This window comes from Ensifer sp. LC11 (genome assembly GCF_001695835.1).
Lineage (GTDB): Bacteria > Pseudomonadota > Alphaproteobacteria > Rhizobiales > Rhizobiaceae > Ensifer.
On record NZ_MBSO01000007.1, the window covers coordinates 80249 to 93540 of the forward strand.

13 protein-coding genes are annotated in these 13292 nt (G+C 59.7%); 8 read left to right on the forward strand and 5 right to left on the reverse strand.

What is annotated here, in order from left to right; genetic code table 11:
• Window positions 1-5 precede the first annotated feature (5 nt).
• The 5 genes from dnaQ to BBX50_RS05645 are packed head-to-tail and all read right to left on the reverse strand — an operon-like array spanning window position 6 to window position 3607.
• Window positions 6-710, reverse strand: a complete 705-nt coding sequence (dnaQ, locus tag BBX50_RS05625) for a DNA polymerase III subunit epsilon (protein ID WP_065774333.1) — start codon at window positions 708-710, stop codon at window positions 6-8.
• Window positions 703-1305: a dephospho-CoA kinase gene (coaE, locus tag BBX50_RS05630; RefSeq protein ID WP_065774334.1), complete on the reverse strand. Its 603-nt coding sequence runs from the start codon at window positions 1303-1305 to the stop codon at window positions 703-705. The genes dnaQ and coaE overlap by 8 nt, the downstream gene beginning before the upstream one ends.
• Window positions 1305-2162 (reverse strand): shikimate dehydrogenase, encoded by an 858-nt coding sequence (locus tag BBX50_RS05635; protein ID WP_065774335.1) that lies wholly within the window; start codon window positions 2160-2162, stop codon window positions 1305-1307. The genes coaE and BBX50_RS05635 overlap by 1 nt, the downstream gene beginning before the upstream one ends.
• A complete protein-coding gene (locus BBX50_RS05640; protein WP_065774350.1) occupies window positions 2155-2754 on the reverse strand; it encodes a Maf-like protein in 600 nt (199 codons plus the stop codon). Before BBX50_RS05640 ends, BBX50_RS05635 begins: the two co-directional genes overlap by 8 nt.
• Before the next feature lie 31 nt (window positions 2755-2785).
• Entirely contained in the window at window positions 2786-3607 is an 822-nt protein-coding gene (locus BBX50_RS05645) for a pyruvate, water dikinase regulatory protein (protein ID WP_065774336.1), read from the reverse strand.
• 407 nt (window positions 3608-4014) lie between these two features.
• Here BBX50_RS05645 and hemE point away from each other — a divergent pair, with 407 nt between their 5' ends.
• The 8 genes from hemE (at window position 4015) to BBX50_RS05685 (ending at window position 13107) form a co-directional block, all read left to right on the forward strand.
• On the forward strand, window positions 4015-5046 hold the full coding sequence (gene hemE / locus BBX50_RS05650) for a uroporphyrinogen decarboxylase (RefSeq protein WP_065774337.1): 1032 nt from the start codon (window positions 4015-4017) through the stop codon (window positions 5044-5046).
• Window positions 5043-5585 (forward strand): protoporphyrinogen oxidase HemJ, encoded by a 543-nt coding sequence (gene hemJ / locus BBX50_RS05655; RefSeq protein WP_201723488.1) that lies wholly within the window; start codon window positions 5043-5045, stop codon window positions 5583-5585. The genes hemE and hemJ overlap by 4 nt, the downstream gene beginning before the upstream one ends.
• Before the next feature lie 193 nt (window positions 5586-5778).
• Window positions 5779-7044: a transcription termination factor Rho gene (gene rho / locus BBX50_RS05660; protein ID WP_115418875.1), complete on the forward strand. Its 1266-nt coding sequence runs from the start codon at window positions 5779-5781 to the stop codon at window positions 7042-7044.
• A gap of 374 nt (window positions 7045-7418) precedes the next feature.
• A complete protein-coding gene (mnmE, locus tag BBX50_RS05665; protein WP_065774339.1) occupies window positions 7419-8747 on the forward strand; it encodes a tRNA uridine-5-carboxymethylaminomethyl(34) synthesis GTPase MnmE in 1329 nt (442 codons plus the stop codon).
• A gap of 96 nt (window positions 8748-8843) precedes the next feature.
• Window positions 8844-10733, forward strand: a complete 1890-nt coding sequence (gene mnmG / locus BBX50_RS05670) for a tRNA uridine-5-carboxymethylaminomethyl(34) synthesis enzyme MnmG (RefSeq protein WP_065774340.1) — start codon at window positions 8844-8846, stop codon at window positions 10731-10733.
• Complete coding sequence (gene rsmG, locus BBX50_RS05675) at window positions 10730-11371, forward strand: 16S rRNA (guanine(527)-N(7))-methyltransferase RsmG (protein ID WP_065774341.1); 642 nt, start codon at window positions 10730-10732, stop codon at window positions 11369-11371. The genes mnmG and rsmG overlap by 4 nt, the downstream gene beginning before the upstream one ends.
• A gap of 15 nt (window positions 11372-11386) precedes the next feature.
• The gene (locus tag BBX50_RS05680) at window positions 11387-12181 is read left to right on the forward strand and encodes a ParA family protein (protein ID WP_065774342.1); all 795 of its coding nucleotides are present in this window, start codon (window positions 11387-11389) and stop codon (window positions 12179-12181) included.
• A gap of 35 nt (window positions 12182-12216) precedes the next feature.
• Window positions 12217-13107 carry a ParB/RepB/Spo0J family partition protein gene (locus tag BBX50_RS05685; RefSeq protein ID WP_065774343.1) on the forward strand — a complete coding sequence of 297 codons (891 nt, stop codon included), beginning with the start codon at window positions 12217-12219 and terminating at the stop codon, window positions 13105-13107.
• The last annotated feature ends 185 nt before the right edge of the window (window positions 13108-13292 follow it).

Here is a 13292-nt window from a genome sequence, read left to right on the forward strand (position 1 = left end):
TTGCTTCATTCCTGGGGTTCGTACTTTGCCCAAATTGCCTTCGCGCCGATCTTCGCAATCAGCGCCGCATGGGCGGCAAGATCGGCCTCCGATAGCCGGTTCGGCAGGGGCCGCGGGCGCTGGCCGATGGTGATCGGCGCATCGTCGAGCTCAATCGACTGGCCTGTCGACTTGCTGGACACGAGGCCAAGGGCAGCCTGACGGCCGCCGATCATCTCGATATAGACTTCAGCGAGCAGCTCGGAGTCGAGCAAAGCCCCGTGTTTGGCGCGATGCGAATTGTCGATGCCGTAACGACGGCAAAGCGCATCGAGCGAGTTTGGGCCCATTGGGTGCTTGCGGCGGGCGAGCGCCAGCGTATCCGTCACCCGATCGCCCGCAACCGGCGGCAGGCCGATGCGTGCAAATTCGGCGTTAATGAAACCCATATCGAAGGTGGCGTTGTGCGCGACCCAACGGGCGTCGCCGAAGAAATTGAGGATCTCATCGACGACGTCGGCAAACGGCGGCTTGTCCTTCAGGAACTCATCGGTGATCCCGTGGATGGCGAGCGCATCCGGATGAACCTTGCGATTGCCGGGATTGATGAAGATGTGCAGGGTGCGTCCGGTCGGAAACTGATTTTCGAGTTCGACGCCGCCGATTTCGATCACCCGGTCCTCGCGATTGTCGAGGCCCGTCGTTTCCGTATCGAAGATGATCTCACGCATCCGCGTCTCCGTTGCTGGCGACAAGCGTGTCGACGATGGCCTTCACCCGTCCCCGGGTGACGTCGAAACTGTCGCTGGTATCGATGATGTAGTCGGCGCGTTTGCGCTTTTCGCTGTCGGGAACTTGCCGCGCAAGGATCATTGCGAGTTTTTCCTCTGTCATTCCCGGGCGCTTCATCGCTCTCTCGTGCTGAAGCTCCGGCGAACACGTCACCACGGCAATGCGATCGATGCGTTTTTCCGCTCCGGTTTCAAACAGCAGCGGGATGTCCAGGACCACAAAGGGCGCCCCGGCGGCCGCGTGTCTTGCCAGGAACGCCCGTTCCTTCTCGCGTACAAGCGGATGGACGATGGCTTCGAGTTCGCGCAGCCGCTCCGGTGTCTTCATAAGTTGGCGCGACAGTTCCGCGCGATCGACGTGTCCATCTTTCGTTGCGCCGGGAAAGGCCGCCTCGACCGGCGCAACCGCCTCGCCGCGATAGAGTTCGTGCACGACCTCATCGGCATCGTTGACCGGGACGCCGAAATCACGAAACATCTGGGCTGCCGTCGACTTGCCCATCGCGATCGATCCTGTGAGCCCGACGATAATCATCAGTGTCTGTCCATGTCGTCGATGATGATTTGCCGAAGCGTCGCATCGACGGTCGGCCGACAGCCGAACCAGAGTTCGAAGCCGGGCACGGCCTGGTGCAGGAGCATGCCCAAGCCGTCGACGATTGCAAAACCCTGAACCTCTGCCTGAGCGAGGATCGGTGTCTTCAGCGGGACATAGACGATATCGGTCACGACCGCGCCGGACGCCATGATGCCGAAATCGATCTCAGGCGCTTCGTTTCCATCCATGCCGAGCGAGGTTGTGTTGATGAAGAGGCCAGCTCCTACCATGACTTCTTTCAGGGCATCCAACGGATGCGCCTCAACCGTCCGTCCGAAGCGATCGGCAAGGTCCTGCGCGCGTTCGACCGTGCGATTGACGACATGGATCGTCTTGATGCCGCGGTCGCGAACGGCCTGGATGATGGCGCGGCTGGCACCGCCAGCGCCGAGGATGACCGCCGTCGACGTCCGATCCCAGCCAGCCGCCCGTTCGTCGAGATTGGCGACGAAGCCGCGGCCATCGGTGTTTGTGGCGTGAACCGCGCCGTCCTCGAGCCAGAGCGTGTTGGCCGCGCCGAGTTCTTCGCTCAGTGCATCGGGACGGTCCGCAAGGCGACAGGCCATCTCCTTGTGAGGGATCGTGACATTGCCGCCGATGAAGCCCGATGTTCCGTCCTTAAGACTTGCGACAAAGGCCGAGAAATCGCCGGGCCGCACTTCGTGAGCGCGATAGCTGCCGGGCAGGCCAAGCTGCTTCAGCCAATAGCCGTGGATCAGAGGCGAACGGGAATGCTTGATCGGATAGCCGGTGACGAAGGCGTGGTTAACAAATGTTTCACGTGAATCACGCATCGATCATTCCCAGTTCCCGGAGTTTGGCGAGCAGCGGCAGCATCGGCAGACCGAGGATGGTGAAGTAGTCGCCCTCGATGTTGTCGAACAGCTGGATGCCCTCGCCTTCAAGCTGATAGGCACCGACGCTCGACAGCGCCTTTTCGCCGACGCTCTGCAGATGACGTTCTACGAATGCGGCGGTGAGCGGTCGCACCGTCATATGTGCAGACGAGACATGCCGCCAGATGACCGCCTCACCCTGGACGAGCACGATCGCACTGTTCAAGCGATGGGTCTTGCCCGAAAGCGAGAGCAGATGTTCGGTTGCCTCCGCCATGTTTTTCGGCTTGTGATAGACCCGAGATCCCAACGACATCGTTTGGTCCGAGCCGATGACCAGCGCCCTGCCAAAATGACGGGCGACATCCCTTGCCTTCGCTTCTGCCAGTTCAAGCGCGACGGTTTCGGGCGCAGCACCCGCATCCTCGAGTGGCTTTTCCAGTGCGCGCTCGTCAATCCGGGCGGCCTTCGCTTCAAAGACGAGACCGGCATTTGCCAGAAGCGCCCGGCGAAACGGGCTGGCCGAAGCCAGGACGAGCGAGGGTGTCATCATTCAGGTTCCCGAATTGTTCGATTCCGCTCTAGCGCAGACGCGGACGCAGGGCAACGATTGCCGCCGCGGTTTCCTCGATCGAACGGCGGGTGACATCGATGACCGGCCAATTGTTGCGGGCGCAGAGCGCGCGCGCATATTTCAGCTCTTCGGTGATCGCCGCCCGGTCGGTGTATTGGTCCCCTTGATAGCCATGGGTGGTTCCGAGCACGCGGTGCTGGCGCACCTGTGAGATGCGGTCGGCCGTCGCAATCAGCCCGACCACGAGCGGCTTCGTCGCCTCCATCAACCGCTCTGGAAGCGGCGCCCCTGGTACGATCGGAATATTGGCCGTCTTGATGCCGCGATTGGCGAGATAGATGCTGGTCGGCGTCTTCGACGTCCGGCTGATACCGACAAGGACCACATCGGCCTCGTCGAAATCAACCGGCAACTGACCGTCATCGTGATCCATCGTGAAATTGAGCGCGTCGATACGAGCAAAATACTCCGCATCCATCACATGCTGTGCACCGGAGCGCCGCCGCGACGGTGAGCCCAGATAGGACTGGAAAAGATCGATGATCGGATCGAGCACCGAGACGCAAGGCACACCCATCTCGCGGCAGCGCCGATCGATCACATCGGCGAGTTCCCGATCGACGATCGTGTAGAGCACGATGCCGGGCGCACCATCGATCGCATCCAGAACCTGCAGCAGCTGTTTGCGGTTGCGGATCAGCGGGTAGACATGTTCCAGCGCATGGGAGCTCTGAAATTGCGCCGCCGCGGCACGGCCCGCGGCGATCAGAGTCTCGCCGGTTGAGTCCGAAATCAGGTGAAGGTGGAAGTAGTTTTTCTTGTTCTCCACGCAATTCTCCTGCTGCTGTTGATAAGCCGGGATGAAAGACAGCTAACGACGCGGCCTGGGTCCAGGCAAGTGGAAAACAGCCGACTTATTCACAATTGGCGCGGTCGCGGAAACTGCGCCGCGGCAAATGTGGAAAAGACTCGCGGCGGAGACAAAGTGTCACGCGTATCAACCGGTTGTCCACAAGCGCCCAGAAAACGAGGCTACAACTAATCGACTGAATCAAAATACTTTTCTGTTGCGATCCGCAGTGTCTTTCCACCGAGCCCGATTGCTCTCCCGCCGGGCCGTGACCAGATCTCCGATCGTGGACAAGTCAGTGGGTTGTTTTAATCCTTGATACCCACCGACTCTAAGAAATAGAAACCTTCTAAATATCTTTGATTTTAAATTGGGAGAGATGATCCGTGACCGAAACGCGCAGAACGGTTCTGGAGGTTTTGGCAGGGAAGACGGTAACGCCCCCTCCGATCTGGCTCATGCGCCAGGCAGGCCGGTATCTGCCCGAGTATCGGGCGACACGCGCCACGGCGGGAAGTTTTCTCGATCTCTGCTATACGCCGGATCTCGCGGTCGAGGTGACACTGCAGCCGATCCGTCGCTACGCTTTCGATGCGGCCATTCTCTTTTCCGATATCCTGGTCATTCCCGATGCCTTGAAACGAAACGTTCGATTCGAAGAGGGACATGGGCCACGAATGGATCCGATCGATGTCGACGGTATCCGCGACCTGAAGCCGGATGGCGTCGCTGAACACCTCCAGCCTGTCTTTGAGACGGTTTCGCGGTTGCGCGCTGAACTTCCTGCCACAACGACCCTGCTTGGCTTCTGTGGCGCTCCCTGGACGGTTGCGACCTATATGATCGCCGGACACGGGACGCCCGACCAGGCGCCGGCGCGCCTCTTCGCCTACAGAAACCCTGAGGCTTTCGATCACCTGCTTTCCTTGCTCGCGGACATATCTGCCGATTACCTCGTCCGGCAGATCGATGCGGGGGCCGATGCGGTGCAGATCTTCGATTCCTGGGCGGGTGTTCTCGGCGAGGCGGAATTTGCCCGCTACGCTGTCAAACCGGTGCAGCGGATTATCACTTCCGTCAGGGCACAAAGGTCCAATGCCAAGATCATCGCCTTTGCCAAGGGCGCCGGACAGCTGTTGAAGGGTTATCGCCAGTCGACCGGCGCCGATGCCATTGGTCTCGACTGGACCGTGCCGCTTTCCTTTGCCAGGGAACTGCAGCAAGAGGGGCCGGTGCAGGGCAATCTGGATCCGATGCGGGTCGTGGCCGGCGGGACAGCGCTCGAGGACGGCATCGACCGTATTCTCGACGTGCTTGGTCATGGCCCGCTGATTTTCAATCTCGGGCACGGTATTACGCCCCAGGCCGATCCGGAGCATGTTGCTGCGTTGGTCGCCCGGGTTCGCGGAGCGCAGTGATGGCGGAGAAGCAGACCGACAAGGCACCCGGCAACAGGGCGCGCCTGAGGGCGGCGATCGCGATCGGCGGTTTCGTGGCGTTGCTCGTCGGTCTCTTCGCCTGGCAGCCAGACGATCTCTATCTCTGGATCAAGGCGCTCCACGTCATCGCCGTGATGTCGTGGATGGCGGCCCTGCTCTACATGCCCAGGCTTTTCATCTATCACACCGACGCCGAGCCGGGCTCCGCCCAGTCGGAAACCTTCAAGATGATGGAGCTCCGGCTGCTGAAGGTCATCATGAACCCGGCGATGATGATCTCTTGGGTTCTCGGGCTCTACCTTGCCTGGAGCGTCTACGGTTTCCAGGGGGGCTGGCTGCACGCCAAGCTGTTGTTCGTGGTTCTGCTGACGCTTGTTCACATGCGCTTCAGCCGCGCCGTACGCGCCTTCCAGCGCGACGAGAACAGGCACGATGCGCGCTACTGGCGGCTGCTGAACGAGGCCCCTACCCTTCTGATGATACTGATCGTCATCATGGTTGTGGTGAAGCCGTTCTGAATTTAATCGATTTGCCGTTTGCAATAGTCGTTTCTAATTTGCGAGAGCCCCTTGCGGGGTTTCACGTGAATCGCTATTTTCACCCATCTCCTCTTCATGGCTTGTGACAAAGACAAGAGCCTGCCCCCCCAGCCGCAGCTCCCTGACGAATACTCGCCATCTCTCCATTCCCCATACCGAACATGGATCCTTCATGGCTGAAATGAAGCTACAAGAACTCAAGAACAAGACGCCGACCGATCTGCTCGCCTTTGCCGAGGAGCTCGAGGTCGAAAACGCCAGCACGATGCGCAAGCAGGAGCTGATGTTTGCTATCCTCAAGATGCTCGCAGCCCAGGATATCGAGATCATCGGTGAAGGCGTCGTTGAAGTGTTGCAGGATGGCTTCGGCTTTCTCCGCTCGGCGAATGCAAACTACCTTCCCGGCCCTGATGACATCTACATCTCGCCTTCCCAGATTCGCCGCTTCTCGCTGAAGACGGGCGACACGGTCGAGGGCCCGATCCGCGGACCGAAGGAAGGCGAACGCTACTTCGCTCTGCTTAAAGTCAACACCATCAATTTCGACGATCCGGAAAAGATCCGTCACAAGGTCCATTTCGACAACCTGACGCCGCTCTATCCGAACGAGCGCTTCAAGATGGAACTCGAGATTCCGACGTCGAAGGATCTCTCCGCCCGCGTCATCGATCTGGTGGCTCCTCTCGGCAAGGGCCAGCGCGGCCTGATCGTCGCGCCGCCGCGCACCGGTAAGACGGTGCTGCTGCAGAACATTGCGCACTCGATCACCGCCAACCATCCGGAATGTTACCTGATCGTTCTGTTGATCGACGAGCGTCCGGAAGAAGTGACGGACATGCAGCGCTCGGTGAAGGGCGAAGTCGTTTCCTCGACCTTTGACGAACCGGCAACGCGTCACGTGCAGGTCGCCGAGATGGTCATCGAGAAGGCCAAGCGCCTCGTCGAGCACGGCCGTGACGTTGTCATCCTGCTCGATTCGATCACGCGCCTCGGCCGCGCCTACAACACTGTTGTTCCGTCATCGGGCAAGGTCTTGACCGGTGGTGTCGACGCCAACGCGCTGCAGCGCCCGAAGCGCTTCTTCGGCGCTGCGCGTAACATCGAAGAAGGCGGTTCGCTGACGATCATCGCCACGGCGCTGATCGACACCGGCAGCCGCATGGATGAAGTCATCTTCGAAGAATTCAAGGGTACCGGCAACTCGGAAATCGTCCTGGACCGCAAGGTTGCCGACAAGCGCATCTTCCCGGCGATGGACATTCTCAAGTCCGGCACCCGCAAGGAAGACCTGCTCGTGCCGCGTCAGGATCTGCAGAAGATCTTCGTGCTGCGCCGCATTCTGGCGCCAATGGGCACCACCGATGCGATCGAGTTCCTGATCGACAAGCTCAAGCAGACGAAGAACAACGGCGACTTCTTCGACTCGATGAACACCTGAGCTGGATTCAGATAAGCCTACACGAAGGACCGGCCGGCTCTTGTCGGCCGGTTTCTTTTCGAGCCGCTATTCTTAGCCGGATTCAAAACAAAATTGAATCGGTCTTGTAACGATCCGGACCGTCGCAATGGGTGCGATATCGGCGTTTCCCGTGATTCACGTGAAACAGAGGCAGGTGTTAAGCAGGCTAAAGCCGGAGCTTGATCTTTCGGCACTGTTTCGGCATAAGCACACCGGCCGTTCTAGATGCTGTTGTCGCCCCGCGTGAGCTTTCTCCGCAGAGTCGACACGCTCTGGTCCTGAACTTCGACGATCTCCAGGTATTTTGACGGCGCGGGCCGCTCCGGTTCCCCGCGGTCTCCTCAGGTGAACCAATGATGGCTGTGGACACGATCTATGCGCTTTCCAGCGGTGCACTGCCCGCCGGCGTCGCGGTCGTGCGTGTCAGCGGCCCGCAGACCGCGTCGGTTCTCAGCGAATTGTGCGGGGAACTTCCTTCGCCGCGGATGGCGTTGTTGAAATCGATTCGGTCTCGCAACGGTCTCGTGATCGATCGCGGTCTCGTTCTTTATTTTCCAGGCCCCTCGTCATTCACCGGCGAGGATTGTGGCGAGTTTCAAATCCATGGCGGTCGTGCGGCGGTCAATGCCTTGCTTGCGGAACTCGCTGCATTTGATGGCTTGCGTCACGCGGACGCCGGGGAATTCTCCAGGCGCGCCTTTCAAAATGGCAAGCTCGACCTTGTGGAGGTCGAAGGGCTTGCGGATCTGATTGTCGCTGAGACCGAGATGCAGCGCCGGCTTGCAATCGAGCATTCTGGCGGCGGGCAATCGAAGATCTATGCGGGCTGGGCGAAACGCCTCACCCATGCGCGGGCAATGATCGAAGCCGAGCTTGATTTCGCGGATGAAGATGACGTACCCGGCTCGGTGAGCGAGCGCATCTGGCAGGACATGTCCGCCCTTGCGCACGAGATTGCGATCCATATTGCCGATGCGCCGATTGCCGAGATCATCCGCGATGGACTGAGGATTGTCATCGCCGGAGAACCGAACGCCGGGAAGTCGAGCCTGCTCAACGCTCTCGCACAGCGAGACATTGCGATCGTTACTGAAGTCGCCGGCACAACGCGGGACGTGCTGTCCGTAGACCTTTCCTTAGCCGGATTCTCTGTAAAGCTCTACGATACGGCGGGCTTGCGTGAGACCGACGAACGGGTCGAGCAGGAAGGGATCCGTCGTGCGCGAGAAGTTATCGAGCGTGCCGATCTCATTCTTCTGCTCGCAGACGCGCCGAGCGGATTTGAATCACTGACCAGTGTGGCGTCCGGCGCAACGCCTGTGTTGCGCGTGGGTACGAAAATCGACCGTGATGAGCGCGCCTGGCAGACGGACGAGCCGGATGTCCTGATTTCGACAAAGTCAGGTGAAGGGATGGACCGACTATTGGAAGCAATTGCGGCGCATCTTCCTGATCTTAGCGGCCGCACGTCACTGTCGCTTCCTTCGCGGCGGCGCCATGTTGATAGTCTGCGGCAGGCCCATCGTGCGATTGAAGACAGTCTGATGGGTCAGTATCAAGGGCTTGATATCCGCGCGGAGCAGTTGCGCATCGCCGGCGACGCAATCGGGCGGATAACGGGTCGGGTGGATGTCGAGAACCTGTTGGATGTGATATTTTCCGAGTTCTGTATCGGCAAATAAGTTTGTGGAATCGCTAATGCAACGCTTGCGAGTCCTTCGTTGTGTTTCACGTGAAACGATTCGCGCCAGAATAAGCGCTGGCCTGGAGACAAGGCAATGACACAGTTTGACGTTATCGTCATCGGCGGCGGCCATGCCGGTTGCGAAGCTGCCGCCGCAGCTGCGCGACTGGGCGCCAGCACGGCTTTGATCACGCACAAGGCAGCGACGATTGGCGTCATGTCCTGCAACCCGGCCATTGGTGGCCTGGGCAAAGGGCATCTGGTGCGCGAGATCGATGCCATGGATGGCCTGATGGGGCGTGTCGCCGATGCCGGTGGCATCCAGTTCCGTTTGCTGAACCGTCGCAAGGGGCCGGCAGTGCGCGGGCCGCGCACCCAGGCTGATCGCCGCCTCTATCGCGAAGCAATGCAACGCGAGATCGCCGCGATCACCAACCTCACCGTTGTTGAGGGCGACGCGTTCGACCTTTTGGATGCGGATGGAACGGTCGCCGGCGTGGTTATGAAAGACGGCCGTACCTTCACCGCCAAGTCCGTGGTGTTGACGACCGGTACGTTCCTGAAGGGCCTCATCCACATTGGCGACCAGAAGATTCCGGCCGGACGTGTCGGCGAAGAACCTTCGGTGGGATTGTCGGGCACGCTGCTGCGCCACGGACTTCGGCTGGGGCGGTTGAAGACCGGCACGCCGGCGCGTCTCGATGGGCGTACGGTCGACTGGGGTCGTGTCGGGCGGCAGGGCCCAGACGAGGATCCTGTCCCCTTCTCTTTCATGACAGATCAGATTGTGAACCGGCAGATCGACTGTGGGGTGACCCGGACAACGGAAGCGACGCACAGGATTATCGCCGACAACATCGGTAAGTCGGCGATGTATTCTGGTCAGATCGAGGGCGTTGGACCGCGCTACTGCCCATCGATCGAAGATAAGATCGTGCGGTTTGGCGAGCGGGACGGCCATCAGATCTTCCTTGAACCGGAAGGCCTCGACGATGACACCATCTATCCGAACGGTATCTCCACATCGCTCCCGGCGGATATCCAGGAAGCCTTCATCAAGACCATCCCCGGTCTGGAGAATGTTGCAATCCTGCAGCCGGGTTATGCCATAGAATATGACCATGTCGATCCGCGCGAGTTGAGCGCAACCTTGGCGGTTCGCAAGCTGCCAGGCCTGTTTCTGGCCGGACAGATCAATGGCACGACGGGTTATGAGGAGGCGGGCGCGCAGGGTCTGGTCGCAGGCCTGAATGCCGCACTCTTGGCGACCAGTCGCCCCGAGGTCGTGTTCAGCCGGACGGATTCCTATATCGGTGTGATGATTGACGACTTGACATCGCGCGGCATCACCGAGCCCTATCGCATGTTTACGTCCCGGGCGGAGTACCGCCTATCGCTTCGAGCAGACAATGCCGATGCGCGGTTGACGCCTCTGGCAATGGAACTCGGATGCACCTCGGATGTCCGCCGTGAACGCTTTACGGATTGGCGCGCGCGGTTTGAAGAGGGCCGGCGGCTGTTGAAGAGTCTGTCGCTGACGCCGGCAGAAGGGGCGCGTCATGGGCTCAAGCTCAACCAGGACGGCCAGCGGCGCACGGCCTTTGAGATCCTCTCTTATCCGGATCAGTCGATTTCCGCACTGGAGCCAATCTGGCCAGAACTGTCGTCAATCGGTCCTCGGGTCATTGAGGCGCTGGAGATCGATGCCGCCTACGCCGTCTATATGGACCGACAGGCCGCGGATATCGCCGGCATCCGCCGCGAGGAAAATCTTCTGATTCCGGACGGCTTCGATTTTGACGGGCTCTCCGGCCTGTCCAATGAACTGAAGCAGAAGCTGAAGCAGCAGGCGCCGCGGAACCTTTCGCAGGCGATGAAGGTTGACGGCATGACGCCGGCGGCCGCCTCGCTCATCCTTGCTTGGCTCAAGCGTCAGAACCGTAGCAGCGCCGAACAACGTGAAGAAAAGGCAAGTGCACAATGAAAGCGAGTCCAATCGATGTGCTGAACGGACTGCGTGTTTCACGTGAAACGAATGAACGGCTTGCGCATTTTGCCGCGCTCTTCCAGAAGTGGGCGAAGGCTATCAACCTCGTTGCGCCATCGACTGTAGAAGATCTTTGGAACCGGCACATCGTCGATAGTTTGCAATTGGTGCAGCTGTCCCCAGGTCCAAAAACCTGGGTCGATCTCGGTAGCGGCGGCGGTTTCCCTGGCGTGATTACTGCCATCTATCTCTCTGAATTCGCCGATGGTTGGGTCCATCTCGTTGAGAGCAACAACAAGAAAGCAGCTTTTCTGCGCGTCGCCCTGGCGGAAACCGGTGCGCGTGGCTCGGTTCATCCCATTCGAATCGAAGAAGCAGGCACAGTGATTCCGCGCGCCAATGCAGTTTCAGCCCGCGCGCTGGCGGATTTGACCCTCCTGCTGGACTATTCAGCGCCGTGGATGATCGCAAATGAGCACAAAGCGGTCGGCTATTTTCACAAAGGGCGGGATTACCAGCGCGAAATCGACAAAGCCGTTGGCCGCTATCAATTTGATCTGGTAAAACATCCAAGCGTCGTCGAGCCGGATTCTGTTGTGCTCGAGATCGCAAATCTGTCGCGCAAGGTTCAGTGATCGGCGAGCGGAAAGATGTTTGGCGCAAAGAATCGGATTATCACAATCGCAAATCAGAAGGGCGGCGTCGGCAAGACGACGACGGCTATCAATCTGGCGACCGCCTTGGCGGCCATCGGTGAACGGGTTCTCATCGTGGATCTCGACCCGCAGGGCAATGCCAGCACCGGATTGGGTATTCAGCGGCGTGACCGCAATCTCTCGTCCTACGAGCTGATGATGGGATCGCACGGAATTGGCGAGATTGCCCAGCAAACCGCCGTTCCGAACCTCGCCATTATCCCTTCGACGATGGACCTGCTTGGCGTTGAGATGGAAATATCGCAGGAGCCGGACCGTGTTTTCCGTCTGCGGAAAGCTTTGGTCAGCCCGGCGGCGATGGAGTATTCCTACGTGCTCGTCGATTGCCCGCCGTCTTTCAATCTGCTGACGATGAACGCGATGGCGGCGGCACACTCTGTTCTGGTGCCGTTGCAGTGCGAGTTCTTTGCACTTGAGGGTCTGAGCCAGCTGCTGGAGACGGTGGATCAGGTTCGCCGCTCGGTGAACCCTGGCCTGGATATTCAGGGCATCGTGTTGACGATGTTCGATTCACGCAACAATCTCGCGCAGCAGGTGGTGAGTGATGTCCGGACTCATCTCGGCGACAAGGTCTATCACACGCTCATCCCGCGTAACGTTCGCGTATCGGAGGCGCCCTCTTACGGCAAGCCAGCGATCCTTTACGATCTGAAATGCGCGGGCAGCCAGGCCTATCTCCAGTTGGCATCCGAGGTGATCCAACGCGAGCGCCAGCGCAAGGCGGCATAATCATTTCGGTAGCGTAATCTAAATCGGGTGACGATATGAACGACGATAGCTCGAAGAGACGGCTTGGTCGCGGACTGGCCGCGTTGATCGGCGAGATGGATCAGCCGTTGCAGGCAGGAGCAGCCGCCCCTGCCCCGGTCAACCCGGACCGGCGCGTTCCTATCGAATTCGTGTCGCGCAACCCGCGCAACCCCCGTCGGCAGTTCGACGAGGCCGAACTTCAGGATCTTGCCAATTCAATCCGTCAGCACGGGATCGTTCAGCCGGTCGTCGCTCGAACCATCGGTGTCGATCGCTACGAGATCATTGCTGGAGAGCGTCGCTGGCGCGCGGCACAGTTAGCCGGATTCACCGAAATCCCGGTTATCGTTCGCGATGTCGATGACCGCACTGCGCTGGAAATCGCAATCGTCGAAAACGTTCAGCGTTCCGACCTCAATCCGCTGGATGAGGCGCTCGGCTATGAACAGCTGATTGCCGAGCACGGCTACACGCAGAACGATCTCGGCGAGATCATCGGCAAGAGCCGCAGCCATGTCGCCAACAGCTTGCGGCTGCTGAAACTGCCGGAGCCTGTGCGCGACATGCTGTCGGAGGGCACGCTTTCGGCGGGGCATGCGCGTGCGCTGATCCCCACCTCCGACCCGGCCACGCTTGCCCGCGCGATCATCGCCAAGGGACTTTCCGTTCGCGATGCCGAGCGGATCGCGCAGAACGACATTCGCGCCCAGAACGATCCGAACTACGGCAAGGCGTCCCGGCGTGATGAGAAAGACGCCGACACGCTGGCCCTGGAACGCACCCTCTCCGACAGCCTTGGGCTCGAGGTAACGGTCAACCACAAGGCATCGGGCGGCCACCTGCGCATCGCCTACAAGACACTCGATCAACTCGAAGAAATCTGCCGCCTGCTTGAGCGCCGTTAGGGCTGCCCTCAAAGGCTCGCATGGCTTCAGACGTTTCAAGGCCGCGCGGCGCGATTGCGTAGCGCGGCCTAAAGCATCGTTCGATTTAATCGACTCGCAGAGATTCCGTTGTGATGGCATCTGTGATTCACTTCTGCGTGGAGGTGTTTCATGGGCAAGTTCCATTCGTTGGATATTCGCGACCG